Raw genomic sequence first — 25,770 nt, 5'->3', positions numbered from 1 at the left:
ACAAGGAGCCACACCATGCAGGACCGCGTCCGCGAGTTCGTCCTCGCCTCGCTCACCGAGATGCAGTACGACGTCTCCGAGGTCACCGGGGACACCGACCTCGGCCCGGCCGGGCTGGACCTCGAATCGCTCGCGCTGGCCGAGCTGTCGGTGCAGGTCGAGGACGAGTTCGGGATCAAGTTCGACCTCGACGAGATGGAGACCACCGCGCTGATGACGCTCGACGAGTTCACCGCCGACGTCGTCAAGCGGATCGACGCCAGCGCCGCCACCGCCACCGCCGGCAGCCCGGCGTGAGCGGCTCCGCCCTCCCCGACCGGGCCGAGGTCCGCGCGATGCTGGCGGCGTTCGGGCAGCGCGCCGCCGACACCGTGCCCGACGACCTCGGATCGCTCGAACTCACCTGGCTCATAGCCGAGTTCGAGCAGCGCTACGGCATCCAGGTGGACCTCGACGACGACCGCTTCGGCGCCGTCCGGACGGTCGACGACGCCACCGAACTGCTGCGCGCGGCCGTCCTGGCCGAACGTGTGGGCGCCCGGCCATGACCACCGGCGCGCCCTCCGCGCACCGGCCGCGCGGCCGGCCGGTGGTCACCGGGCTCGGCGTGCTCAGCGCCGCCGGGCGCGGACTCGGCCCGCTGACCGAGGCCGCCGCCCACGGCAAGACCGCATTCGGCCCGGTCACCCGCTTCGACGTGAGCGCCCGCCGCACCAACCGGGCCGCCCTGCTGCCCGACGACGTGCCGCTCGCGCACACCTTCCCGCTGGCCCGCGCGGTGCTCGACGCCGTCGGCCAGGCCTGCCGCCAGGCCGGACTGACCGCCGCCGACGGCGCGGACACGCCCGTCCTGCTCGCCCTGCACAGCGACGAACGGACCAGGGGCACCGCCGACGCGGTGGCCGCCGGCGTCCGCGCCGCCTGGGGCACCGCGGGCGTCACCCGGGTGTACACCGGCGCCTGCGTGGCAGCCGCGACCGCCGTCGCGGACGCCGCGGCGCTGGTCGCCACCGGGCGGCACGAGCGGGTCCTGGTCGCGGCCGGGCACCTGGTCGAGCCGGGCGTCTTCGCCGTCTTCGACGCCGGCCGCGCGCTGGCCCGGGACGGCGAGCTGCGCCCGTTCAGCACCGGCCGCACGGGCACCCTGCTCGGCGACGCGGCCGCCGCCGTGCTGGTCGAGGCCGCCCCGGCCGCCGAACGGCGCGGCGCCGCCGCCCTCGCCCGGCTGGCCGGTTGGGGCCGGGCCGGGGACGCCCACCACGTGTGCCGCCCCGAACCGGACGGCGCCGGAGTCGCCCGGGCCGTCGAGGCCGCGCTCACCCGCGCCGGCGTCGCCCCGGCCGAGGTCGGCTACGTCAACGCCAACGGCACCGGCTCCACCCTCGCCGACCAGGCCGAGGCGAGCGCGCTGCGCCGGGTCTTCGGCGCGCACACCGCCGAACTCCCGGTCAGCTCCAGCAAATCCGTCCACGGGCACGCCCTGGAAGCCTCCGCCCTGCTCGAACTCGCCGTCACCATCGGCGCGTTGGACACCGGGCTGCTCCCGGTCAATGCCGGCTGGCTCGGCCCGGACCCGGACGTCGGCCTGGACCTCGTCCTGGACGGCCCCCGCGCCGCCCGCCCCCGCTACGCGCTCAGCCTCAACTCCGCCTTCGGCGGCGCCAACACCGCCCTGCTGGTGGCCCCCGCATGACCGGCCACCGGACCCCGCCCGCCGCCCGACGGCGCCGACCCCGTACCCCGGCACCCACACCATGACCACCGACGCCACAGACTCCGACACCACGGCCTTCGACGCCACAGACCCCGACGCCACGAACGTCGGCGCCGCACCCGCCCCGGCCGCCGCCCGGCTGCGGGTCCTCGCCGAGGCCCGCCGACCCGACCCCGGCTCGGCCGACCCCGACCTGGCCGGCCCACCGCCACCGCTGCCCGGCTTCGCCGCCTCCGGCTTCAACCCGCTGGTCGCCGACACCGCCGACCGCTGCCTGCGCGCCCACCACGGCGCCCCGCCCGCCCCCGGGCGGACCGCACTGCTGCTGGCCAGCGCCGGCGGCGACCGCGCCACCGCGCGGGCCATCGACCAGAGCGCCGAACCCGGACGGCGCCCCGCACCCCTGCTGTTCTTCCAGTCCAACCCCAACGCCGTCCTCGGGCACATCGCCGCCCGCTGGGGCCTGACCGGCCCCGTCGTGGCGATCAGCCCGGCCCACGCCGTCCCCGGGCAGGTGCCCGCGGACGCGCTCGACCTCGCGGCGCTGCTCCTCGCGGACGGCGACGCCGACCAAGTGCTGGTCATCGCCGCCGAACCGGGCGACGACGGACCGGGCGAGGCCGCCGGACACGCGGTGGCCGTCCTGGTCACCGGCTGACGTCCTGGTCACCGTCTCAGTCACCGACCGAGTCACCGGCTCAGTCACCGACCGAGTCACCGGCTGAACCGTCCGGCCACCGCCGGCCGTACCCACGGACGAGGCCCGACGACTGAAGCAGCCGCACCCGGCAGACCAGCACCCGGCCCCGTCACCCACCCAGGCCCCGTCGCACCCGCCGACAGCCCACCGACACCCGCCGACACCGTTCGCCGACACCCTGCGCCGCCCGCGCGGCCGCCCGACCCACGCCAACCGATCAGCCGCCCGGGCCGTCTCCGGCCCCGAGGGAGGGATCCACCCCGTGACCATCCGCAGTGTCCGCAGCCTGATCGCGGACGACCCCGACGTGGGCGCCGGCAACGTCCTGACCGCCCGGCTCGCACTCGGCCTCGGCCTCGACGAACCGCTGCTGACCTTCGACACCCCGGTGGACGACCACCCCGCCTGGCAGCCGCTCACCCTGCGCGAGCTCGACCGCGCCGTCCGGGCCCGCGCCGCCGCCCTGCACGCCCTCGGCATCACCCGGCGCGACCCGGTCGTGGTCTTCGCCAGCGACGCCGCCGACCACGTGCTCGCCTTCCTCGCCCTGACCCGGCTCGGCGCCATCCCCGCGCTGCTCAACCCCAACGTGGACGGCGAGCGGGCCGCCCGCTACATCGCCCGCCTCGGCGCCGTCGGCGTCCTCGCCGACCCGGCCCACCTGGCCGCGCTGGCCGGCCACGACCCCGGCGCGCCGCTGCTGCCCGAGATCTCCACCCTCGGCGCGGGCGACCCGGACGCCGCCCCCGAGCCGTACCGGCACTGGTCCGGCGACCCGGTGGCGATCACCCACTCCTCCGGCACCACCGGAATGCCCAAGGCCGTCGTCCACTCGCACGCGAGCCTGTACGCGGCGATCCGCCACCGGCTGCGGCTGCCCCGCCCGCAGGGCCAGGACCGGATGCTCAGCGCACTGCCCGCGCCGCACGCCGCCACCCTGATCGCGCTCAACCTGGCGCTCAGCTCGCACACCGAACTCGCCGTGCTGTCACGGCAGTCCGGCGCCGGGGTGCTGGACGCGATCGAGCAGTGGCGGCCCACCGGGGTGATCGGCTTCGCCGCCACCTGGGCCGAACTCGCCCACCACGACCTCGCCGCCCGGGACCTCGCCACCGTCGCCCTGTGGTGGAACACCGGCGACTGCGCGCACGAGGTGCACATCCGCCGCCTGATCGCCACCGGCAGCCGGGAGTCCGTCACCCGTGCGGGCCGCACCCGGACGCCGGGCTCGCTGTTCGTCGACGGCCTGGGCTCCACCGAGATGGGCCACTCGCACTTCTTCATCACCCACGGCCCCGGCACCGAGCGCTACGGGCGCTGCGTCGGGCGCCCGCACGCCTTCGTCGACTGCGAGGTGGTCGGCCCGGACGGCGAGCCGCTCGGCCCCGGCGAGGTCGGCGAACTCGCCACCTCCTCACCGACCCTGGCGCTCGGCTACTGGAACGACTCGGCCACCACCTTCCGCACCCGGATCCGCGGCCGCTTCCTCACCGGCGACCTGATGTACCGGGACGAGGAGGGCTACTACTACCACGTCGACCGGGCCGTCGACTCCGTCGAACTCGGCGACGGCAAGCGGCTGTTCACCGCCATGTCGGAGGAGCGGGTGCTGGCCGCCCGCCCGGACGTGGCGGACTGCACGGTGGTCGCCGTGCGGGACGGCGAGCGCGTGGTCACCGACGTGCTGCTGATCCTCGCCGCCGACGCCGACCCGGCCGCCGACCGGACCAAGGACGTCATCGCCGCCCTGGACGAGGCCGCCGCCGCGACCGTGCGCCAGGTGCTGGTCGTCTCCGGGGACGACATCCCGCTCGGCCCCACCGGCAAGGTCCGCAAGGTGCTGCTGCGCCAGCGCTACCTCGACGCCGCGGCCGGTGCCCGATGACCCGCCGCGAGGGCGCCGTCGTCACCGGCCTCGGCCTGGTCTCGCCGCTCGGCCGCAAGCCCGCCGAGGTGTTCGACGCGCTCAACGCCGGGCGCTCCGGGCTGACCGCCGTCCCCGAGGGCCACGCCGCGCACGGCTGGCTGCCCGCCGCCGGGATCGCCCCCGCCGTGGACGGCCGCGAGGTGCTGCCGCCCACCGAGACCCGCTGCGTGGACCGCTTCGTGCTGCTCGCCCTGGCCGCCGCCGACGACGCGCTCGCCGACGCCGGCCTGGTCGTCGGCCGGGACGCCGACCCGCACCGCACCGCCGTGGTGCTGGCCACCGGCGGCGGCGGACTGGAGACCTTCGAGCAGCAGTCGCACCGCCGGCTGGAACGCGGCCGCCCCGGCGTCAGCCCGTACCTGCTGCCGGGCATGCTCTCCAACATGGCCACCGCCCGGATCGCCATCAAACACGGGATCCGCGGCTACAGTTCGGCCGTGGTGACGGCCTGCGCGGCCGGCGCCCAGGCCGTCGCCGAGGGGCTGCGGCTGATCCGCTCCGGCGACGCGGACGTGGTGGTGTGCGGCGGCACCGAGTCCTCGCTGCACCCGACCATCGCCGCCGCCTTCACCAACGCCCGTGCGCTCGCCCAGGGTTGGGACGATCCGGAGCAGGCCAGCCGGCCCTTCGACACCCGCCGCAACGGCTTCGTGCTCGGCGAGGGCAGCGCCGTCCTCGTCCTGGAACGCGCCGACCACGCCGACGCCCGCGGCGCCGCCGGGTACGCGGACGTCATCGGCTGGGGCGCCTCCACCGACGCCCACCACCCGACCATGCCCCGCCCCGACGGCTCCGGCGCCGCCGACGCGATGCGCTCCGCGCTCGCCAACGCGGGCCTGGCACCGGGCGACATCGACTACGTGAACGCCCACGGCACCGGCACCAAGCTCGGCGACGTGGCCGAGACCGCCGCCCTGCACGCCGTCTTCGGCGCGCACCCGCCCGCGGTCAGCTCCACCAAGGGCGCCACCGGCCATCTCCTCGGCGCCGCAGGCGCGTTGGAGGCGGTGGTGACCGCCCTGGCGGTGGCGAGGGGGACGCTGCCGCCGACACTCAACCTGACCGACCCCGACCCGGCCTGCGACCTGGACCACGTCCGGGGCGGGGCCCGATCCGCACCGGTGCGCGCCGCGCTGAGCAACGCCTTCGCCTTCGGCGGCCACAACCTCAGCCTGATCCTCGGCCCGGCGTCCACCCGGGCCGCCAAGTAGCGCGCCGATCCACGCCCTTCCATCCCTCCGGGGGAGATCCCGTTGTCCATCCAGTCCATCACCCACGTCGAGTTCCACTGCGCGGACGCCGACAAGACCGCGGCCGGGCTCTGCGCCGACTTCGACTTCACCGCCGACGCCCCGGAGACCGCACCGGACGGCGCCCGTACCATCCGGCTGCGCCAGGGCTCGATCCGGATGCACCTGGCCTCCGCCGCCGACCCCGACCACCCGGTGGCCGGCTTCGTCGCCCGGCACGGGGACGGCGTCGCCGCCCTCGCCCTCGCCTGCACCGACCCGCAGGCCGCGCTGGAGCGCGCCGAGCGGCACGGCGCCCGCGTGCTGGACCGGGCCGGCGGGCTGATCGCCGGCTTCGGCGACACCGCCCTGCGGTTCGTGCCGCTGCCCTCGGCCGAACCCGCCGACGAGCCGGGCCTGCTGGACGCCCTGGACCACGTTGCGATCTGCGTCCCGGCCGGCGAACTCGCCGACGCCGTACGGTTCTGCGAGGCCGCGCTCGGCTTCCACCGGATCTTCGGCGAGTACATCGAGGTCGGCCAGCAGGCCATGGACTCCAGCGTGGTGCAGAGCGCCTCCGGCGAGGTCACCTTCACCCTGATCGAGCCGGACACCACCCGGCGGCCCGGCCAGATCGACGAGTTCCTGGCCTCCCACGACGGCGCCGGAGTGCAGCACCTGGCCTTCCGCACCGGCGACATCGCCACCGCCGTCCGGACCGCCCGGGCCAACGGCGTGGAGTTCCTGAGCACCCCGGGCGCCTACTTCGACGCCCTGGCCGAGCGGTTCGGCGAGACGGCCATCCCGGTGGAGACCCTGCGCGACCTGCACGTGCTCGTCGACCAGGACCACGGCGGCCAGCTGTTCCAGATCTTCGTCCGCTCCACCCACCCGCGACGGACGTACTTCCTGGAGCTGATCGAGCGCCAGGGCGCCGGCACCTTCGGCACCGCGAACATCAAGGCCCTGTACGAGGCCGTCGAGCGGCAGAGCTCCGACGCCGCCGTCTGACCGCCGCCCACACCTCAAGAAGGGGCACACCCCATGACCACCGCCGTCGAGTTCCGCCTCAGTGAGGCCGAACACGCCCTGCTGCCCACGCCCGAGGAGGTGGCCCACTACCGCGAGCACGGCTGGTACCTGTCCCGGAAGCTGTTCAGCGACGAGGAACTGGACACCCTCCAGGCCGCCACCGAGCTCTACTACGGCGGCCACCGCGACCGCGAACTACCCGCCCGCCCGCCGCGCCTGGCCGCCTGGGAGCCCTCGCAGGGCCCGATCCAGCGGCACAACGACTACGTGCACTACGAGAGCGACGCCATCGGCGCGATCCTGCGCAAGCCGCTGATCGGCGCGGTCGCCGCCCTGCTGGCCGGCGCCGAGGAGATCCGGGTGTTCCAGGCCACCCTGATCTACAAGCCGCCGGTGCCCGGGGAGCCGAGCAACCAGGTGCCCTGGCACTTCGACAAGCACTACTGGCAGACCTCCACCTCGGAGGAGATGCTCACCGCGTTCATCCCGTTCCACGACTGCCGCGAGGAGAACGGCACCATCACCATGGTGGACGGCAGCCACCGCTGGCGGGAGCTGGACTCCGGCGAGGACTCCACCCGCCACTTCGCCGACCGCGACCGCACCGAACTCGACGACATCCTGGCCGCCAACGCCGCCCACAACGGGCAGCAGGTGCGCATCGTCCCGATGCACATCCCGCGCGGCCACATGTCCTTCCACCACTGCCGCACCTACCACGGCAGCGGCCCCAACCTGGCCTCCTTCCCGCGCCGGGCCGTCTCGCTGCACCTTCAGGACGGCGCGAACGAGTACCGCCACCACACCCGGGCGGACGGCGGCCCGGTGGTGTACAACCACGACGTGCTGGTGCGCCGCACCGCCGACGGCCGGCCCGACTACGCCGACCCGCAGTTCTGCCCGACCATCTGGCGAGGGGCCCGGTGACGGCTCCCCCGGCGACCGTGCCCCCCGGCACCGCGGCTCCCGGTACCGCGGTTCCCGGCACCACTGCTCCCGGCACCGCGGTTCCCGGCACCGCGCCGCTGGACACGCCAGCCGAGCGCTACCGGATGCTGCGGCTGATCCGCGGCTTCGAGGAGCTGGCGCTCGGCCTGGTGAAGGCCAGCGCGATCCCCGGCGGCATCCACCCGTACATCGGCCAGGAGGCCGTCGCGGTCGGCGTCTGCTCGGCACTCGGCCCCGCCGACCGGCTCACCAGCACCCACCGCGGCCACGGCCACGTGCTCGCCCGGGGCGCCGCACCGCACCGGCTGCTCGCCGAACTCGCCGGCCGCGTCGACGGGTTGAACGGCGGCCGGGGCGGCTCGATGCACGCCGCCGACCTCTCGCTGGGCATCCTCGGCGCCAACGGCATCGTCGGCGCCGGCGCCCCGATCGCGGTCGGCGCCGCCTGGGCCGCCCGGCAGGCCGGGGACGGCCGGGTCGCGGTGGCCTTCTTCGGCGACGGCGCGCTCAACCAGGGCGTGCTGCTGGAGTCGTTCAACCTCGCCGCGATGTGGCAGCTTCCGGTGGTGTTCGTCTGCGAGAACAACGGCTACGCCACCACCCTGCCCGCCGCCACCGCGGTCGCGGGCAGCGCGACCGGGCGGGCGGCCGCCTTCGGCATCCCCGCCGAGGAGGTGGACGGCATGGACACCGAGGCCGTCCGCGCCGCCGCCCTGCGCGCGGTGGAACGGGCCCGGTCCGGCGGCGGCCCCGGCTTCCTGGAATGCCGCACCTACCGCTACGAGGGCCACCACACCATGGAACGCCGGATGAAACTGCACTACCGCACCCCCGAGGAGGTCGAGGCCTGGCGCGCCCGCGACCCGCTCCCCCGGGCCGCCGCCCAGCTGGAGCAGCCGGCCGTCGCCGAAGTCGACGACGCGGTGGCCCGCCAGCTCGCCGCCGCCGAGGAGTTCGCCCTCGCCTCCGAACACCCCGACCCGGCCGGCGCGTCGGACCACCTGTACGCCGACGGCCTGCGGCCCCGAGCCGGGGCGGTGGCATGACCAGGCTCTCGTACACCAAGGCCCTCAACCGGGCGATCGCCGACGAACTCGCCGACGACCCGGCGGTCTGCGTCTTCGGCGAGGACATCGGCGCCGGGATGGCCGGCCCGACGCTCGGCCTGCTGGACCGCTTCGGGCCCGAGCGGATCGTCGACACCCCGCTGTCCGAACAGGCCTTCACCGCCATGGCGATCGGCGCGGCGCTCGCCGGGCGGCGCCCGGTGCTGGAGTTCCAGATCCCCTCGCTGCTGTTCCTGGTCTTCGAGCAACTCGTCAACCAGGCGCACAAGTTCTCGCTGATGACCGGCGGGCAGGCGAGCGTCCCGCTGACCTGCCTGGTGCCCGGCTCGGGCTCCCGGGACGGCTGGGCCGGGCAGCACTCCGACCACCCGTACAGCCTGTTCGCGCACGCCGGGGTGAAGACCGTGGTGCCCGCCACCCCGACCGACGCCTACGGGCTGCTGCGCTCGGCGATCCGCGACCCGGATCCGGTCGTGGTGTTCGCGCCCGCCGCCGCCCTCCCGGTGCGCGAGACCGTCACCTGGGACCTCGCGCCGATCCCGCTCGGCCGGGCCCGGATCCACCGCCCCGGCACCGACGTCACCGTGGTCGCCGTCGGACACCTGGTGCACGACGCGCTCGCCGTGGCGGACGAGGTCGCCGAGGACATCTCGGTCGAAGTCCTCGACCCCCGCACGCTGTACCCCATGGATTGGGCCGCGCTCGCCGCCTCGCTGGAACGCACCGGCCGGCTGGTCGTCTTCGACGACTCCAACCGCAGCTGCGGCTTCGCCGCGGAGGTGCTGGCCACCGCCGCCGAGGAGATGCGCCTGGTCGCCCCGCCCCGCCGGGTCACCCGCCCCGACGGCACCGTCCTACCGTTCGCCCCCGCCCTCGACCGCGCCCTGCAGCCCGGCCGCGAGCAGCTGCGCCACGCCCTGCACGCCGTCCTCAAGCACCCCTGAGACCCCTGAGACCCCCGAGCAGAAGGAGCCGCCTTGTCCACCAACCGCTACCACTGGGACCGTTCGCACCCCGGCCTGACCAGCCTCCAGCAGGCCATCGACCCGCTGCGCCGCGAGGTGGTCGGCCATGGCGTGTACGGCGGGCTGACCAGCATCGGGCGCGTCCGCACCTTCCTGGACAGCCACGTCTTCGCGGTCTGGGACTTCATGTCGCTGCTGAAGAGCCTGCAGCGCGACCTCACCAGCGTCGAGGTCCCGTGGGTCCCGAGCGGGCCGACCGCCAGCCGCCGGCTGATCAACGAGATCGTGCTGGTCGAGGAGAGCGACGAACTCGGGGAGGGCTACACCAGCCACTTCGAGCTGTACGTCGAGGGCATGCGGCAGGCCGGCGCCGACCCGGGCCCGGTGGAGGAGTTCCTGGGGCTGCTGGGCACCGGCACCGCCGTCCCGGAGGCGCTGAAGGCCGCCGCGGTGCCGCAGGCCGCCGTCGACTTCACCGGCACCACCTGGTCGATCATCGAGAACGCGCCGGTGCACTGCCGGGCCGCCGCCTTCGCCTTCGGCCGCGAGGACCTGATCCCGGACATGTTCGCCCAGGTGGTCGGCATCGACGACCCGGACGGCGTGCTCACCGTCTTCAAGGACTACCTGGCCCGGCACATCGAGGTGGACGGCGAGCAGCACACCCCGATGGCGATGCAGATGCTGATCGACCTGTGCGGCGACGACCAGGCCAAGTGGGACGAGTGCGCCGAGACCGTCCGCACCGCGCTGCGCGCCCGGGTGCAGCTGTGGACGGCGATCGAGGCCGCCTTCGCGTAGCGCGGCCGGGGCGCGGCTCACAAGCGCCTCACGCCACACGCGGTGCGGCTCAGACCACCTTCGGGACGGCGGCGGCCGACGCGGGCAGTTCGTCCGCCGCCGTCCGGAAGCGGTGCAGCGCGGCCCGGCCCTCCGCCCCCCGCACCCGGGCGGCGAGCCGGGCCGGCAGCACCACGGTGGTCAGGTAGCCGGCGCCGCCGAACCCCTCGACCGTCCAACTCACCCAGGGAAGAGGGTAGTTGGCAGCAGGGCTGAAGAACACCGGCCGGTGCCCCTGGAAGCTCACCCGATAGGCCCCGAACCGGCTCCAGTTCGAGAAGCTGAACCGGCGCTCCTGCGGGTCGAAGCCCAGCGGCACGCAGTCCCGCAGCCGGGAGCGGCCGAGCGAGGCCAGGAAGCCCAGGTTGGAACGCAGGTTGAGGTGGGCGGCCGGGAACTCCTCGACCGCCACCCGCAGCGCGCCCGCGAGCGCCGCCGGGCCGCCCTCGGGCCGGTGCGACACGTGGACGTCGCCCAGCAGGTTGCCCACCAGGGCGGGTGAGAGTCCGAGCCAGCGCCGGGCGTTGACCGGTACGGTCAGCCAGCGCTCCGCCTTGTCGCCGTCCAACTCCCTTATGGTGCTGACGACATGGGCGCAGAGCACGTCACCGGAGGAGAGCCGCCGGCTGGCCGTCGCACTGAACTCCGTGCGCATCCGCTCGACTTCGGCGTCCCCGAAGTAGATCTGGACGGTCCGATTGGCCCGCGGACCGAGCGCCACCTCGCGGGCCAGCAGCTGCGCCTGCGCCGTCGAGGGCACCCGGAAGCCGGGCCGTCCGCAGTCCTCGGCCGGGAGCACTCGGTTCAGCAACTCGTCCTGGTCTTCGACCAGTTCGGCCTCCGGCAGCTCCTCGTCCTCGACCGCCGCCGACCAGATCCGCAGCAGCAGCATGAAGCTGTGCAGATCGCCGATCGCGTGGTGCCAGGAGCATCCCAGCACCGTCCCGCCGTCGCCGGTGCGGGTGACCCGGACGGTGAGCAGCGGGACGCCGCCGCCGCGCGCGGCCGGGGCGTCCACCGGATCGACCAGTTCGGAGCCGGCGGCCGTCACCCGGCCCATCGTCTCGGCGAGCGTGCCGTCCACGGTGTAGACGTCCAGCGGGACGCCGGAGTCGTCGCAGACCGCTTCGAGGGCGCCTCCCTCACCGGTGCGCAGCCGCCCGGCGAACACCGGCACCCGGTCCAGTGCGCGGGCCAGTCCGGCGGCCAGCCGGTCCTCGTCCAGCGCCTGGTCGAAGTAGAGCACGACCGAGACGGCGAGGTCCGCCAGCATGGTGTCCATCAGGCCGCAGTGCAGCACCGTTCCGGGGGCGCGGCCGGCCCTGACAGTCCGGGATCTTCGCAACACCGGCCAACTGTTCATGCGTTCCGTCCCCGGTTGTTCTGCGGGTGGCGTGCGGGCACGCCGAACGATAGTGCCGCGCCGTCACAGTGGTCCAGTCCAATCCCGGGATCCGGAAAGGCCGCTGGACTGCTGCGGCGATAGAATGCCCAGCATGGGAGAGCGCCCGGGCGCACCCACCGCGCCGCCCCTCGTCCTGGTCACCGACACCGGGTCGCTGCTGATCGACCCGGCCCTGGCCTACCACCTCGGCCGCGACCCGACCAGCGAGATCGTCCTGGACGACCCCCGGGTCTCCTGGCACCACGCCGTGCTGCGGGCCACCGACGGGCACTGGCTACTGGAGGACGTCGGCAGCACCAACGGCACCTACGACCAGGGCCACCGGGTCGACCGCGAGGACATCGGCCCCGGCACCCGGCTGCGCTTCGGCGACCCGGCCGACGGCCCGTCCGCGACCTTCGCCGGCCTGCCCCGCCCCGACCCCGGCGAGCGGCCCTCCCTGCTCGCCCCGCAGGCCTCCGGCACCTTCCGCAGCCCCAGCTCGGTGCTCCAGCTGCCCGGCCGCACGGTCCGGATCGGCCGCTCGCACGACAACGACCTGGTCCTGGACGACCTGGTGGTCTCCCGCCACCACGCCGAACTGCGCGAACTGCCCGGCGGCGGCCACGAGATCGTCGACCTGGACAGCCACAACGGCACCTACCACAACGGCCGCCCGGTGCAGCGGGCGCCGGTCGGCCCGGCCGACATCGTCGGCATCGGCCACTCCGCGCTCTGCCTCGCCGACGACCACCTGGTCGAGTACACCGACACCGGCGAGATCTCCCTGGACGTACGGCACCTGGTGGTCCGGGTCGGCTCCGACCACCGGGTGCTGCTGGACGACGTCAGCTTCCCGCTCGCCGAGAAGGCGCTGCTGGCGGTGGCCGGCCCGAGCGGCGCCGGCAAGTCCACCCTGCTCAACGCCCTGACCGGGCTGCGCCCCGCCGACGAGGGCACCGTGCTGTACGACGGGCGCGACCTCTACCGCGACTACGCCGAACTGCGCCGCCGGATCGGCCTGGTGCCGCAGGACGACATCCTGCACACCCAGCTCACCGTCCGCCGCGCGCTCGGCTACGCCGCCGAACTGCGCTTCCCCGGCGACACCGCGAAGCACGAGCGGGAGGCCCGGGTCGTCGAGGTGGTCCACGAGCTGGGCCTGGCCTGCCGGGCCGACCAGGTGATCGGCAGCCTCTCCGGCGGCCAGCGCAAGCGGGTCAGCGTCGCACTGGAGCTGCTCACCAAGCCCTCGCTGCTATTCCTCGACGAGCCGACCTCCGGTCTGGACCCGGGCATGGAGCGCTCGGTGATGCACATGCTGCGCGGGCTGGCCGACGACGGCCGGACGGTGGTCGTGGTGACGCACAGCGTGCTGAGCCTGAACGTGTGCGACCGCCTGCTGGTGCTCGCCCCCGGCGGCCGGACGGCCTACTACGGCCCGCCGGGCGAGGCGCTGGCGTTCTTCGGCTTCGCGGAGTGGCCGGAGGCCTTCGAGGCCTTCGAGAGCGAGGACCACGAGGCCTGGCAGCGCCGCTTCCGCTCCTCCCCGCAGTACGAGCGGTACGTCGCCGCCGAGGCGGTGTCCCTGACGCCGGCCGCGGTGCCGGGAGCGCCGGCCGCGGCATCGGGAGCGCCGGAGGCGGCGGGGCCGGCGCAGGCACCGGCGGCCGGGCGGGACCCGATCGGCTGGGAGAAGCCGCAGGGCTGGTTCTCCCAGCTGGGCACCCTGGTGCGCCGGTACACCGCGGTGCTCGCCGCCGACCGGCTGTTCCTGACCATCATGGTGGTGCTGCCCTTCGTGATCGGCCTGATGTGCCGGGTGATGGCCGGCTCCCGGCTCACCCCCGACAACGCCGTGAACTGCCTGCTCACGCTGTGCATCGGCGGCCTGCTGACCGGCGCCGCCAACTCGGTGCGCGAGGTGGTCAAGGAGCGGGCGATCTACCGCCGCGAGCGCGTGGTCGGACTGTCCAGATCGGCGTACCTGGTCTCCAAGGTGGTGGTGCTCGGCACGGTCACGGTCGCCCAGGCCGCCGTGCTGACCGTGGTCGGCCTGGCCGGGGTGGACCTCTCCTGGGCGGTGCCGACCGGGGTGGTGATGCCGCAGCTGCCCGAACTGATCATCGCGGTCGCGCTGCTGGCGTTCTCGGCGATGATGCTCGGCCTGGTGGTCTCGGCGATCGTGGACAAGGAGGAGGCCACCATGCCGCTGCTGGTGCTCCTCTCGGTGGTGCAGATCGTCTTCAGCGGCCTGATGCTCAAGCTGCACGGCGTACCCGGGCTGGAGCAGTTCGCCTGGCTGATCCCGTCCCGCTGGGGCATGGCCGCGATGGCCCGCACCGTCGAGCTGCACGGCATCTTCCCGACCGCGATCACCGCCGACCCGATGTTCCGCCACGAGCGCGCCGGCTGGCTGTTCGACATCGCGGTGCTGCCCGGCCTCGCGGTCGCGTACGGGCTGCTGGTGCTGGCCCTGCTGCGGCGGCACGAGCCCGCGATCATGCGGCGCTGAGCCTCGAAGGGCGACCCCGGGCCCCGGCCGACCACCGCCGGTACAGTGGGAAGCGACCTGTGGTGCGAGTCCCATCGCTATGACCGCGCGCAGCCGCGGGCTCGCGCGGCGGAGGAAATGTAGCCGCCCATGGACGAGTTCGCGTTCCGCCCCACCCACGTCGCCCCACCGGCCGGGATGGCCACCTGGGCGGCCCCGGACCCGGCCCGGCCCGCCACCCGGCTGGACGCGCTGCTGCCGGTGCGGGTGGTCGCCCGGCAGGGCGACTGGGCGCAGATCCTCTGCTCCAACGGCTGGACGGCCTGGGTCGACGGCCGTCTGCTGGTCGCCCTCCCGGAGCCGCCGCCCACCGCCGGGGGCCCGCCCGCCCGGACGGCGGACCCGCGCCCGGCGCTCGTGGAGGCCGAGGCCGCGGTGGCCCGCTACCGGGCCCTGCTGGAGGACCTCGCGGCGGGCGCCCTGGACCTGGAGGCCTTCCGGGAGCGGACCCGTGGCCTGCGGATCGGCCTGGTCGTGGACGCCGAGGCGCTCTGGGTGTTCGACCCGGTGCGCGACCGCTGGTGCTACTGCGACGGGCTCCAGCTCCAGACGTACGCGGCCACCGACCGGCCGGTGCCCGGGTCGTCGCCCACACCGTCCCCCACGCCGTCGCCCGCCCCCGCCACCCCGCCGGGGCCCGCGCCCGCTCCGTACGCCCCCACCCGGCCGGGCGCGCGGTGACCCCGGCCGAACGGGTGCCCGAAGACCACCCTGACCATGCCGATAAGTCCGACCAGCTCGACCACCCCGACCGGCCGTCCGCACCCGGCCTGCCGGCCGGCATGGTCGGGCGCCGGATCGCCGGCTACCGGCTGGAGCGCGAGATCGGCCGCGGCGGCATGGCCGTGGTGTACCGGGCCAAGGACCTGCGGCTCGGCCGGACCGTCGCGGTCAAACTGCTCGCCCCCGAACTGGCCCGCAACGAGGTGTTCCGGCAGCGCTTCATGCACGAGTCCGAGGCCGCCGCCGCGATCGACCACCCGCACATCATCCCGGTGTTCGAGGCCGGCGAGCACGACGGCATCCTGTTCATCGCGATGCGCTACGTCGAGGGCGGCGACCTGCGCGGGCTGATGAACCGGGGCGGCCCCTTCTCGGCCGAGCGGACCGCCCAGCTGGCCCTGCAGATCGCCTCCGCGCTCGACGCCGCGCACGACCACGACCTGGTCCACCGGGACGTCAAGCCCGGCAACGTGCTGGTCGCCGCCGGGACGGACAGCGAGCACCCCGAACACCTGTACCTGGCGGACTTCGGCCTCACCAAGAAGTCCCTCTCGCTGAGCGGCCTGACCAGCGTCGGCCAGATCGTCGGAACGCTGGACTACGCCGCGCCCGAGCAGATCTCCGGCAAGCCGCTGGACGGGCGCTGCGACCAGTACGGCCTCGGCTGCGTGGTCTTCGAGATGCTCGCGGGCGCCCCGCCGTTCCGCCGGGAGAGCGACGTGGCACTGCTCTGGGCGCACCTCAACGACCCGCCGCCCGCGTTGCGCGACCACCGCCCCGACCTGCCCGCCGCCGTCGGGGCGGCGGTCGCCCGGGCGCTCGCCAAGGCCCCCCAGGACCGCTACGCCAGCTGCCTGCAGTTCGTCGCCGAGCTGCGCGCGGCCACCGCCGTCGTGCCCGGCCTCGGCGCCGCGCCGAGGGCGTGGAGCGGGAGCGGGAACGGGCCGCCGACCCGGGTCGTCCAGGCGGTCGTCCCCGGGCTCGCCGCGGCGGCCGTCGTGCCCGAGCCGCCCGCGTGGGCCGCCCCGGTCGTCCACCCGCCGCCGTGGTGAGCGCCGTACCGTCCACCGCCCGCCAGGAAACCGACCCGCCAGGAAACCGCCCCCTCAGGAAGCCGACCGCCATGAACGCCGTGAGCCAGGTCTTCGCCGTGATCGCCGCCGCGGTCCACCTCCTCGCGTGGCCGCTGGAGAGCTTCCTGTACGGCCACCCGCGGGTGCGCTTCCTGCTCACCGGCAGCACGGCGGACGCGCCGGAGGTCCGGCTGTGGCGCTTCAACGTCGGCTTCTACAACCTGTTCCTGGCGCTCGGCCTGGTCGCCGGACTGGTCCTGCTGCACACCGGGCACGCCGCCTCCGGCCGCGCCGTGATCAGCTACGTCGCCGCGTTCATGGCCGCCGGCGGGATCACCCTCTTCGCCTCGGAGCCGAAGGTCTGGCGCGGCGCCCTCGCCCAGGCGCTGCCGGCGGCGGCGATCCTCATCGCCGAGGCGTTCTGAGCGCGCGCCGCCCGGCAGCCGTCACCCCGCCCCGGGCACCTCGCCACCTGGGACCTCACCACCGGGGACGTCGCCACCGGGGACGTCCCCGCTGGAGACCTCGCCCCGGCGGCCGGTGCGGGCGGCCAGCAGGGCGCCCAGCGCGCCGGCCAGCAGGCCCCAGCCCGCCGCCAGCGGGACGGCCGTCCACAGCACCGGGCGCAGGGTGAGGCTGCCGCTGCCGAGGCCGGCCAGCGGGTTGGCGCCGCCGAGGAGCGAGCCGATCAGGTCGCCGAGGCCGCCCTGGCCGACGCCGACGCCGAGCACCGACAGCCCGTAGTCGGCGTCCGCCCTGGTCCAGAGCCCGACCAGCAGCACCGTCACCGCGCTGGCCAGAGCGAACCGGACGGCGTGCTGCCAGAGCCGGACGGTACGCGGCGAGCGGTACGCGGCGAGGAAGCCGGCCGCGAGCAGCAGCACGGCGGCCAGCGGCAGCAGCCACCAGCTGCGCGCGTCCTGGTCGGCGAGGGTGCCCAGGCTGATGGTGGCCTGCTGCCCGTCCGGAGCCCGCAGCACCTCGGCGAGCGGCCTGGGCACCGGCAGGCCGAGCGCGCCGCTGAGCCGCCCGTGCCACTGCGCGCCGAGCCCGACGCCGAAGGCCAGCCAGACCAGGTCGGGCAGGGCGAGCAGCAGCACGGCCAGGGTCTGCCGGGCGTTGCCGTGCACGATCGCGGTCAACACCCCGGCCGCCAGCCCGATCACCAGGTACGCCAGCAGGACCAGCCAGAGCGCGAACGCGGCTGGGCGGACGGCCAGTTGGTAGGGCAGCAGGGCGCGCGGCAGCGGCGCCCGCCGGGACACCGCGAAGGTGCCCGCGAGGACGACGAGCAGCCAGGCCAGCCCGATGCCGACCGTGCTCGGGGCGTCCGCGTGGAAGCCGACCTCCGGGGTGAGCCCGAGCGCGCCGCCGATGGTCTGCGCCAGGTCGCCGCCGAGCGGGACGACGAAGGTGTGCCGGGCGCCGAGGGTGAGCAGCGCGAGGGCGACCAGCCAGAGCACCACCGTGCGGGCGATCCGGCCGAGCAGTTCGCCGCCGCCGGCCACCGCGCGAAAACGCAGCTGCCGCAGGAACACCTCGGCCATCACCACCGCACCGGCCAGCGAGACGGACAGCGGCATGGCACTGATCCCGGCATCCACTGCGGCGAACTGCCCGGCTCCGCCGTCGAGTTGGACGGCGCCGCCGACGGCCAGCACCACCGCCCCGGCCAGCACGGCCGGGAAGCCGCCCCCCGGGAGGTCGTCGGCGCCGGCCAGCCAGAGGCCGAGCGCGGCGACCGCCGCCATGGCGGCGAACCCGGCCAGCACCACGGCGAGCGCGTCCAGCCAGCCGCGCAGGGCGCCGGGCGGGCCCGCGACCCGGGTGGTGGGCTGCTGCATGGCGCCTCCTCGGTGCGTCGGGCTTCGCGTTCCAGGGTGGCCGACACCCGGCGGGCACGCTCGGCGACGGTTTCCGCACCTGCTGTTGCGGCGGGTGGGGAGCCGGGGGGAAATGGAGGCCAGTGGCAGGAGCTTCCCGGGTCGGCGCATCCGCCGGCCGCCTGCGAAACGGAGCCTCGATGAGTTCCCAACCGCCCCCGTCCGGCCCGCCGAGCGAGCCGCCCCACGGCCCCCCGTCCGGCCCGCTGGCCGGTCCCCCGTCGGGCGGCGGCCAGTTCGGGCCGCCGCCCGGGTCATCCGGCCCTTCCGGGCCTTCCGGGCCGTCTGGTCCATCTGGTCCGTCAGGGCCGTCAGGGCCGTCCTCCGGCGGCGGTCGGGGGCCGCACACGCCGTGGTGGCGCTCCGGGCGGGGGCTCGCGTTGGCCGCCGGCACGCTGGCGGTGGCCGTGGTGGCCACCGTGCTGATCGTGAACAGCCAGGGCGGCGGTCACCACGACACCCTGCCGGCCGCCAACGAGGTGGCCCTCCAGGCCCCGGCCGACCCGGGGCCGGACCCGTTCACCCCATCGGTGGAAACCCAGGGGGTGAGCGCCCCCGCCCCCGCCCAGGAGCCGCAGTCCGGGCCGGCGCCGCAGTCCGCCCAGGCACCGCAGTCCGGGCCGGGCGGCCGGTCCACGGCCGCCTCCCCGGCGGTGATCCACAGCGTCGAGGGCAACTCCGCCGGGCTGTACGGCGGGACGATGACCAAGCCCAGCTGCGACACCGAGCGCCTGATCGGGATGGTCTCCAGCGGGGACTCCGGCCGCGCCTGGGCCTCCGCCGCGGGCGTCCAGCAGTCCGAGATCCCGTCCTACCTGCGCTCGCTGACCTCGGCCTATCTGCGGGTGGACACCCGGGTCACCAACCACAACTACAAGAGCGGCGCCGTCGCCGAGTACCAGTCCGCGCTCCAGGCCGGCACCGCCGTCCTGGTGGACTCCCAGGGCGTGCCCCGGGTGCGCTGCTCCTGCGGCAACCCGCTGAAGCCGCCGGTGCTGGTGAGCGACGCCAAGTACACCGGGAAGGCATGGGCCGGCTTCCACCCGACCACGCTGGTCGTCGTGGTGCCCGCGCCGCAGCCGGTGACCGAGATCATCCTGGTGAACATCGAGACGGGCGGCTGGTTCTCCCGCCTGACCGGGCGGATCGACGTGGTCGACCGGAACGTCGGACCGCCCAAGGGGCCGCTGGCGCCAGGCGTCCCGCCGCCGGGGAAGATGACGCCCACCACGCCGGCGGGCACGGCCTCGACGTCGCACTCGACCTCCGCCTCGTCCTCCGGGGCCACCTCCGGGGCGACCTCCGGGTCCGGCTCGGCGACGACCTCGGGTTCGACCTCGTCCGGGGCGACCTCCTCGGGGGCCACGTCCTCCGGAGCGACCTCGTCCGGGGCGACGTCCTCGGGCGCCTCGACCGGGACGGGCTCCGCCTCGGCAACGTCGTCCACCTCCTCGGGCACCCCGACCGGGACGACCAAGACGACCGGCTCCTCGTCCGCGTCCACCGGCTCCTCGACCGGCTCGTCCACGGGGTCGTCCGCAGGCTCCTCGACGGGTTCGTCCACGGGTTCGTCCACCACCAAGACGCCGACCCAGACCCCGACCCCGCCGCCGAGCACCAAGGCCCCGGCGACCACGACCGGTTCCACCACGACGAACACCACCAACGGCACCACCGCGACGGCCACCGAACCCCCGAAGACCGCGACGGCCGGGAGCGCCACCCCCAGCTGATCCGCCCGACTCCCCCGCACCACCCGCCACTACCCGCCGCCACCGGCCGCCCGTCCGCCGGTGGCGGCGGCGCGTCTCAGGGCAGCAGCACCTCGGCGTCCTCGGGCCCCAGCACCCGGCCGCCGGCCGCGCGGACCTCCATCGCCTCGATCGGCGCGCCCGTCCCGCGTTCCACCAGCCGGGCGCGCGGCTCGCCCTCCGCGAAGAACCACTGGTCACCCCACTGCCGCAGCGCGGTGATCACGGGGAAGAGGGCGCGCCCCTTCTCGGTCAGCACGTACTCCTGGTACGGGCTGCCGTCGGCGGCCGGCGCGAGCTCGAACACCCCGTTGGCGACCAGGTTGGTGAGGCGGGCCGAGAGGATGTTCCTGGCGAGGCCCAGGTTCTTCTGGAACTGCCCGAAGCGGCGCAGCCCGTCGAAGGCGTCGCGGACGATCAGCAGCGTCCAGCCGTCGCCGACGACGTCGAGCGGGCGGGCGACCGGGCAGGTCGACTCCTCGTGCGTGGTGCGCTTCGGCACTTCTCCCACCTTCCACCGGTCGGCGCCCAGCCTAGCGGCGAGTCGCGTGGTTGCTTATTGAAACCACATTATGCCAGGGTGGCGTGGTAGCACTTTGAAACCAGTCCGGCCGTGCCCGCCACCAGGAAGTCCCGCCCATGACCTCGCCCACCCGCGCCACCGCCGCCGAAGCGCCCCCACGCGGCCTGCCACCCGCCGCCGCCTGGCTCCTCTCCGTCGCCTGCGGCCTCGCCGTCGCCAACGTCTACTACTCACAGCCCCTGCTCGACCTCATCGCCGCGGACTACGGCATCGACCCGGCCACCATCGGGCTCGTCGGCACCCTCACCCAGACGGGCTACGCGCTCGGCCTGCTGCTGCTCGTCCCGCTCGGCGACCGCGTCAACCGCCGCACCCTCACCACCGCTCAGCTCGGGCTCTCCGTGCTCGCCCTCGCCGCCGTCGCGCTCGCCCCCTCCGCGCCGCTGATGCTCGCCGCGATGGCCGCCGTCGGAGTCCTCGCGGTGGTCGCCCAGGTCGTCGTCGCGTACGCGGCCTCGCTCGCCGCGCCAGCCGACCGGGGCCGGGTGGTCGGTACCGTCACCAGCGGCATCGTGGTCGGCATCCTGCTCGCCCGCACCGTCGCCGGCACCATCGGCGACCTGGCCGGCTGGCGCGCCGTCTACGTGGTGTCCGCCGTCGCCACCGGCGCGATGGCCCTCGCCGTCGCGGTCGTCCTCCCGGCCGAACGTCACCGGCCGTCGGCACCGACCGGGCAGACCGCACGGACCGCACGGATCAGCTACCCCCGGCTGATCGGCTCGGTGTTCACGCTCTTCGCCGAGGAGCCCGTGCTCCGCGCCCGGGCGGTCCTCGCGCTGCTCACCTTCACCTCCATCACCGTCCTGCTCACCCCGATGGTGCTCCCGCTCGCCGCCCCGCCGTTCAGTCTCAGCCACACCCAGATCGGGCTGTTCGGCCTGGCCGGCGCCGCCGGAGCCCTGGGTGCCGGCCGCGCGGGCCGGCAGGCCGACCGCGGCCGGGCCGAACACACCGCCGGCATCGGCCTGTTGGCCATGCTCGCCGCCTGGATCCCGGCGGCCCTGCTGCCGCGCTCGGTGTGGTGGCTGGTGCTCGCCATGGTGGTGATCGACTACGGCCTGCAGTCCGTGCACGTGGTCAACCAGCACCTGCTGTACCAGGTCCGCCCCGAGGCGCAGAGCCGGCTCACCGCCGGGTACATGCTCCTCTACTCCGCCGGCTGTGCGGCGGGCGCGATCGGCTCCACCGTCGTCTACGAGCACTGGGGCTGGACGGCCGTCTGTCTCCTCGGCGCGGCCACCAGTCTGGCCGCACTGCTCTACTGGCTTGCCAGGAAGCAGAATTGACGAAGTCTCGGAACGGCTCCTCGCCCTGATCCGGCGGCGTCCGCGCCAGGCCGTCGGCGAAGTCCACCGCCGTGTCGCTCTCGAAGGGGGCGGCGCCCCGGCCACCGACGGCGCGTCACGGGGCGGGTATCGTCCGGGCCATGAAGGCAGTGTTACGCCGGGTGTGGTCCCTTCCGTTGGCGGGCGCGGTGGTCTCGCTGCTGGTGCTCTGCTGGAGCCTGTTCGCCGCGTCCGCGCAGTGGCGGGCCGCGAGCCGGATAGACGCCGCGCCGCTGCGGGTCGACGGGACGGTCAGCGCCGTGGCCCTGCGCAAGGGCGGCTGGCTCTACACCATCACCTACCGGGCCGGGGATCGCGACTACCGCACGTCGGCGCTCGGCCTCAAACGGGTCGAGAAGCCGCACGTCGGGATGACCGTCCCCCTGGAGGCGGCGGCGGACGACCCGGCCACCGTGCGCGTGGCCGGCGACCACTACCCCAACGACGACATGCCCGCGACCTACGTGCTGGCCGCGGTGGGCGCCACGGCGGTCCTGCTGTGGCTGGTCGGCCTGCTCGTCCAGCGCGCCCGGGGCCGGACTCTCCTCCCGTGACGCCCGGTTCGGCCGCCGAGCCGGTCCGCCCACCGCCTCGTGGGTGCGGCCGCGCGGCGCCCGCCGCCCCCGTCAGTCCACGCAGGGGATGCCGCCGGCCTTGACGGCGGGGCCCTGCATGGGGAGGCCGGCGGCGGGGTCGGTGGCCGCGTCGCCCGGCCCGGTGGTGGCGGCGACGGAGGGGCTGGGGGTGCGGGTGACGGCGAGGGTGACGACGATGTGGCCGGGGGCGACGACGGCGGCCGCGGTGGCGGTGACGCCGTAGCGGGTGGCGAGCTGCTGGGCGTCGGCCTTGGCGCCGCTGCCGTAGGTGACGGTGGTGGCCCTGGTCCTGGCGGCGGCGTCGCCGATCTTCCCCGGCTGGTAGCCGAGTTCGGCGAGGGCCTTGGACTCGGTGGCGGCCGCGCCGGCGCCCGCGACGGCGTTGACGTCCACGACGGCCCTGGTCGCGGTCGGGGAGGCGGCGGACGGCGAGGGGGTGGCGGTCTCGGCGGCCGTCTCGGTGGGCGCGGGGACGGCCTGGACGGGGGCCGGCTCGCGGTTGAACAGCTGCCGGACGATCTTCTTGATCAGCTCCGGGTTGACGGTGTTGACCTCCTGGCCGCCGACGGTCTTGAACCCGGTGATCGGCAGGGTGTTGAACTCGACGTTCCCGCCGGTGAGGTTGGGCGCCTGCTGGGCGAAGTCGAGGATGTTCCACTCGTTGTCGATGACGACGTCCTTCTTCACCACCCCGAACAGCTTCTGCATCTGCCCGAAGTCGTTGAGGATGCCCTGCTGCTTGAGCCGGTACTCGACGGAGGAGATGAACGCCTGCTGCCGGTGTGTGCGGTCGAGGTCGCCGTTGGCGAGGTGGTGGCGCTGGCGGACGAAGGAGAGGGCCTGGGCGGCGTTGAGGGAGCTGATGCCGGCGGGGAGCTTGAGGCCGGTGCCACCGCCCTCGTGGGCGACGGTGCGGGCGGTGATCGGGTCGTCGACGGGGTGGTTGAGGCAGACCTGGATCGGCTCGACGGCCTTGGCGATGTCGTAGAAGCCGATCAGGTTGACCTCGGCGAAGTGGTCGATCGGGACGTCGAGGAAGCCCTGCACGGTCTGGATGGTGGCGGAGCGTCCGGCTTCGCGGCTCTGCCGCTCCAGGTCGGCCTTGGAGAGCCCCTTACCGGCGAGTTTCTGCTCGGCGGCCACCTTGGCGATGCCGTAGGCCTCCTTGATCTTGTGCATCTTTCCGTCGGCGCCGAGGGTCTGCACGTAGTCGTCGCGCGGGACGGACAGCGCGGTGACCTTGCCGCCGTTGGCCGGGATGTGCAGGACGATCAGGGCGTTGGTGTTGTAGCCGCCGATCTCGCTCGACCCGGCGTGCAGTTCGTCCTCGACGAACTGCTTGGGCAGGTCGTTGCCGTCCATGTCCTTGCGGCTGTCGAGGCCGATCAGCAGCAGGTTGACGGACTTGTCGAGGTGGGGCGGGGCGTTCTTCTTGGCCTCGCTCAGCGCGGTGGACTTGGTCATGCCGTCGTCGAGGCTGCGGTACTCGTACCAGGTGAAGCCGCTGGCGCCGAGGACGGCGACGGAGACGGTGCAGGCGAGGGTGCGCCCGGCGACGGTCAGCGGGGCGGGGCCGCGGCGCGGGGCGCGGCCGCGCGGGCGGAGGCGGGCGGCGCGTTCAGCCACGACGGCTCCTTCCGGCCGGGGTGCCCGCCCTGCGGAGCCGTCGGCGGTCGAGCGCGATGCGGACCGCGACGACCAGCAGCGCGACCCCCACCGTCGCCGCCATCACCGGGAACGCCCCCACCACCCACCGCAGCGCGCCGGTGCCGAGCTGCTTGCCCTGGTACGCGTCCCGGTTCGCCAGGTACTCGATGCCGGCGGCGCCGAGCAGCACCACGAGCGGGGCCGCGGTGACGACCCACCAGCGGCCGGCCCGGCTGCACAGTGCCGCCGCGGCGCCCGTCCCGCCGACCGCACCGACCGCGAAGAGCACGCCGACGCCGGGGCCCCCGAGCTCGTCCGCGACACCGCCGAGGACGGGCAGGCCGACGGCGGTGAGCAGCACCGGCAGTCGGACGCCCCGGCGGGCCTGCGGCCGGCGGCGGGAGGCCGCGGGCCGTGGCGGGCGGGCGGCGGGCGGCGCGGTGGGCTCCGCCGGGGCGGCCGCGCGCGAGCGCTGCGCGGGCAGGGCGGGGTCCTCGGTGCGCGGTCCCGCGTCCTGGTACGGCGTTCTCGCCCGCTGGCCGGCCATGCGCACTTCCCTCGCTCGTTTCGGCTGCCGCGGCGCGTGCGCGCCGCTGTGCGTGCCGGGACGCGTTCCGTCCTGGTGGCGGTTCCCAGCTTCTACATGGCTGTAGAAGTTGGGCTGGAGCATACAAACCCATTCCAGCAAAGTCACCCGCCGTCCTTCGGCAGCGGCCGAGCGCCTGGTGGGCCGTCGTTAGGATGGTCATGATCCCCCGCCACGTCGGCACACCATCAGGAACGCGTCAGAGGAGCAGAGCGTCACCATGTTTGAGAGTCTGAAGAACCTCGCGGACAAGGCCACCGACCTCGCCCGCGAGCACAGCGGCGTGCTCGGGCAGGGCCTGGACAAGGTCGGCGACGTGATCGACGACCGCACGGACGGCAAGTACAGCGGCCAGATCGACACCGGCGTCGAGAAGGCCAAGGGCTTCCTGCGCAACCTCGACGGCGAGCAGAAGCCGGCCGAGTAGCCTGCCACCGGGCACGATCGACAGTACGACGGTCGAACAAGGGCACGGGCACACGGGGAGGGGTCGGCAGCGATGAGCGAGGGGCAACAGGGGTCGCGCTGGGGGCGCTGGCTGGTCATCGGCGTACTCGTCGCGGCCGGGTGGGGCATCGTCCACGGCGGTGACCACCCCACCACGGCGTCGTCCGGCGCCTCCCCGTCGGCGACCCCCTCCCCGGACGGTGCCGGGCCCTCCGCGTCCGCCCCGTCCGGGTCAGCCTCGACCGCGCCGTCGAAGCCGTCGAAGCCGTCCGGCCGCTACGACCCCGCCGACTACGCGGCCCCGGTGCGCCGGTTCGCCGCCGAGGCCGGGGTCAACCCGCAGCTGCTGATGGCGATCCTCTACAACGAGTCGTACAAGCCGCACGACCCGGAGCTCGAACGGGCCTGGCAGCGCAGCAAGCCCGAAGCCTCGTTCGGCATCGCCAACATGCACCGCGCCGCCTTCGACGACACCAAACCCGGCCGCCCCTTCGCCGACCGCCAGTGGGAGGAGCTGCCGGACGACCGCGACCTGGCCGTCCAGGCGGCCGCCTGGCACCTGCACGACCTGGCCGGGCAGCTCCCGGCGCGGCCGAGCGCGCCACTGAACCACGACGAGCTCCTCGCCCTCGGCTACAACGCCGGCGCGGGCAACATGCTGGCCTTCGCCCGGGGGGTCAAGGTGGGTTCCCAGGCGCAGTCCTACCTCGACCGGCTGCACGACAACTGGGCCAAGTCCGGCACGGCCGTCCAGTAGCGCGGCCGCCCCCGGGGGCGGGGGCGGCCGCGCCGGGAA

Annotated in this window: 25 protein-coding genes; 20 read left to right on the top strand and 5 right to left on the bottom strand. The window is 74.8% G+C overall.

The genetic code is table 11. The features are described 5' to 3' along the window. The first annotated feature begins 15 nt into the window (after positions 1-15). The 11 genes from A6F73_RS30170 to A6F73_RS30120 all read left to right on the top strand — a co-directional run bounded on the left by A6F73_RS30170 (position 16) and on the right by A6F73_RS30120 (position 10,383). A complete protein-coding gene (locus A6F73_RS30170) occupies positions 16-297 on the top strand; it encodes a phosphopantetheine-binding protein (protein ID WP_063350663.1) in 282 nt (93 codons plus the stop codon). Beyond that, the gene (locus A6F73_RS30165; RefSeq protein WP_079136142.1) at positions 294-548 is read left to right on the top strand and encodes a hypothetical protein; all 255 of its coding nucleotides are present in this window, start codon (positions 294-296) and stop codon (positions 546-548) included. The genes A6F73_RS30170 and A6F73_RS30165 overlap by 4 nt, the downstream gene beginning before the upstream one ends. Next, positions 545-1,693: a beta-ketoacyl synthase N-terminal-like domain-containing protein gene (locus A6F73_RS30160; protein WP_063350662.1), complete on the top strand. Its 1,149-nt coding sequence runs from the start codon at positions 545-547 to the stop codon at positions 1,691-1,693. The genes A6F73_RS30165 and A6F73_RS30160 overlap by 4 nt, the downstream gene beginning before the upstream one ends. Before the next feature lie 61 nt (positions 1,694-1,754). Continuing rightward, positions 1,755-2,372 carry a hypothetical protein gene (locus A6F73_RS30155; RefSeq protein ID WP_208869130.1) on the top strand — a complete coding sequence of 206 codons (618 nt, stop codon included), beginning with the start codon at positions 1,755-1,757 and terminating at the stop codon, positions 2,370-2,372. Positions 2,373-2,676: 304 nt separating this feature from the next. Beyond that, positions 2,677-4,299: a class I adenylate-forming enzyme family protein gene (locus A6F73_RS30150; protein ID WP_063350661.1), complete on the top strand. Its 1,623-nt coding sequence runs from the start codon at positions 2,677-2,679 to the stop codon at positions 4,297-4,299. Continuing rightward, entirely contained in the window at positions 4,296-5,552 is a 1,257-nt protein-coding gene (locus A6F73_RS30145; RefSeq protein WP_063350660.1) for a beta-ketoacyl-[acyl-carrier-protein] synthase family protein, read from the top strand. The genes A6F73_RS30150 and A6F73_RS30145 overlap by 4 nt, the downstream gene beginning before the upstream one ends. A 42-nt stretch (positions 5,553-5,594) precedes the next feature. After that, positions 5,595-6,581 (top strand): 4-hydroxyphenylpyruvate dioxygenase, encoded by a 987-nt coding sequence (gene hppD, locus A6F73_RS30140; protein ID WP_063350659.1) that lies wholly within the window; start codon positions 5,595-5,597, stop codon positions 6,579-6,581. Between the two features lie 33 nt (positions 6,582-6,614). After that, positions 6,615-7,529 carry a phytanoyl-CoA dioxygenase family protein gene (locus A6F73_RS30135; protein WP_063350658.1) on the top strand — a complete coding sequence of 305 codons (915 nt, stop codon included), beginning with the start codon at positions 6,615-6,617 and terminating at the stop codon, positions 7,527-7,529. Further along, a complete protein-coding gene (locus A6F73_RS30130) occupies positions 7,526-8,596 on the top strand; it encodes a thiamine pyrophosphate-dependent dehydrogenase E1 component subunit alpha (protein WP_244293552.1) in 1,071 nt (356 codons plus the stop codon). The genes A6F73_RS30135 and A6F73_RS30130 overlap by 4 nt, the downstream gene beginning before the upstream one ends. Further along, positions 8,593-9,561, top strand: coding sequence for a transketolase C-terminal domain-containing protein (locus A6F73_RS30125; protein ID WP_063350657.1), 969 nt, complete (start codon positions 8,593-8,595; stop codon positions 9,559-9,561). Before A6F73_RS30130 ends, A6F73_RS30125 begins: the two co-directional genes overlap by 4 nt. Before the next feature lie 33 nt (positions 9,562-9,594). Then, complete coding sequence (locus tag A6F73_RS30120; RefSeq protein ID WP_063350656.1) at positions 9,595-10,383, top strand: DUF3050 domain-containing protein; 789 nt, start codon at positions 9,595-9,597, stop codon at positions 10,381-10,383. A 49-nt stretch (positions 10,384-10,432) separates the two neighbouring features. On the opposite strand, the gene A6F73_RS30115 is transcribed toward A6F73_RS30120, so the two are convergent. Continuing rightward, positions 10,433-11,704, bottom strand: a complete 1,272-nt coding sequence (locus tag A6F73_RS30115; protein WP_159398580.1) for an acyltransferase — start codon at positions 11,702-11,704, stop codon at positions 10,433-10,435. Positions 11,705-11,918: 214 nt separating this feature from the next. Here A6F73_RS30115 and A6F73_RS30110 point away from each other — a divergent pair, with 214 nt between their 5' ends. The 4 genes from A6F73_RS30110 to A6F73_RS30095 all read left to right on the top strand — a co-directional run bounded on the left by A6F73_RS30110 (position 11,919) and on the right by A6F73_RS30095 (position 16,581). Then, the gene (locus A6F73_RS30110; RefSeq protein WP_063350654.1) at positions 11,919-14,321 is read left to right on the top strand and encodes an FHA domain-containing protein; all 2,403 of its coding nucleotides are present in this window, start codon (positions 11,919-11,921) and stop codon (positions 14,319-14,321) included. Positions 14,322-14,450: 129 nt separating this feature from the next. Further along, positions 14,451-15,041, top strand: a complete 591-nt coding sequence (locus A6F73_RS30105) for a hypothetical protein (RefSeq protein WP_063350653.1) — start codon at positions 14,451-14,453, stop codon at positions 15,039-15,041. Positions 15,042-15,142: 101 nt separating this feature from the next. Continuing rightward, complete coding sequence (locus A6F73_RS30100; RefSeq protein WP_063351672.1) at positions 15,143-16,135, top strand: serine/threonine-protein kinase; 993 nt, start codon at positions 15,143-15,145, stop codon at positions 16,133-16,135. 71 nt (positions 16,136-16,206) lie between these two features. Then, positions 16,207-16,581, top strand: a complete 375-nt coding sequence (locus A6F73_RS30095) for a DUF1304 family protein (protein WP_063350652.1) — start codon at positions 16,207-16,209, stop codon at positions 16,579-16,581. A 21-nt stretch (positions 16,582-16,602) separates the two neighbouring features. Here the strand turns inward: A6F73_RS30095 and A6F73_RS30090 are convergent, their stop codons facing one another. After that, complete coding sequence (locus A6F73_RS30090; protein ID WP_063350651.1) at positions 16,603-18,000, bottom strand: streptophobe family protein; 1,398 nt, start codon at positions 17,998-18,000, stop codon at positions 16,603-16,605. A gap of 419 nt (positions 18,001-18,419) precedes the next feature. Between A6F73_RS30090 and A6F73_RS30085 the strand changes: the two genes are divergently transcribed. Continuing rightward, positions 18,420-19,772: a DUF6777 domain-containing protein gene (locus A6F73_RS30085; RefSeq protein ID WP_063350650.1), complete on the top strand. Its 1,353-nt coding sequence runs from the start codon at positions 18,420-18,422 to the stop codon at positions 19,770-19,772. 76 nt (positions 19,773-19,848) lie between these two features. On the opposite strand, the gene A6F73_RS30080 is transcribed toward A6F73_RS30085, so the two are convergent. Next, entirely contained in the window at positions 19,849-20,292 is a 444-nt protein-coding gene (locus tag A6F73_RS30080) for a helix-turn-helix domain-containing protein (protein WP_063350649.1), read from the bottom strand. Between the two features lie 137 nt (positions 20,293-20,429). On the opposite strand from A6F73_RS30080, the gene A6F73_RS30075 reads away from it, so the two are divergent. After that, the gene (locus tag A6F73_RS30075; protein ID WP_063350648.1) at positions 20,430-21,659 is read left to right on the top strand and encodes an MFS transporter; all 1,230 of its coding nucleotides are present in this window, start codon (positions 20,430-20,432) and stop codon (positions 21,657-21,659) included. A gap of 140 nt (positions 21,660-21,799) precedes the next feature. Next, the gene (locus tag A6F73_RS41720) at positions 21,800-22,252 is read left to right on the top strand and encodes a hypothetical protein (RefSeq protein ID WP_159398579.1); all 453 of its coding nucleotides are present in this window, start codon (positions 21,800-21,802) and stop codon (positions 22,250-22,252) included. A gap of 72 nt (positions 22,253-22,324) precedes the next feature. Here the strand turns inward: A6F73_RS41720 and A6F73_RS30065 are convergent, their stop codons facing one another. After that, the gene (locus A6F73_RS30065; protein ID WP_079136140.1) at positions 22,325-23,920 is read right to left on the bottom strand and encodes an LCP family protein; all 1,596 of its coding nucleotides are present in this window, start codon (positions 23,918-23,920) and stop codon (positions 22,325-22,327) included. Continuing rightward, on the bottom strand, positions 23,913-24,488 hold the full coding sequence (locus A6F73_RS30060) for a DUF6542 domain-containing protein (protein ID WP_063350646.1): 576 nt from the start codon (positions 24,486-24,488) through the stop codon (positions 23,913-23,915). The genes A6F73_RS30065 and A6F73_RS30060 overlap by 8 nt, the downstream gene beginning before the upstream one ends. A gap of 259 nt (positions 24,489-24,747) precedes the next feature. On the opposite strand from A6F73_RS30060, the gene A6F73_RS30055 reads away from it, so the two are divergent. Both A6F73_RS30055 and A6F73_RS30050 read left to right on the top strand, forming a co-directional pair. Continuing rightward, positions 24,748-24,954: an antitoxin gene (locus A6F73_RS30055; RefSeq protein WP_063350645.1), complete on the top strand. Its 207-nt coding sequence runs from the start codon at positions 24,748-24,750 to the stop codon at positions 24,952-24,954. Positions 24,955-25,026: 72 nt separating this feature from the next. Continuing rightward, positions 25,027-25,731, top strand: coding sequence for a hypothetical protein (locus tag A6F73_RS30050; protein WP_063350644.1), 705 nt, complete (start codon positions 25,027-25,029; stop codon positions 25,729-25,731). Positions 25,732-25,770: the final 39 nt, after the last annotated feature.

This window comes from Streptomyces sp. MJM8645, assembly GCF_001625365.1.
GTDB lineage: Bacteria > Actinomycetota > Actinomycetes > Streptomycetales > Streptomycetaceae > Kitasatospora.
The sequence above is the reverse complement of the archived record's forward strand: the minus strand, read 5'-3'. Positions and strand labels throughout refer to the sequence as shown.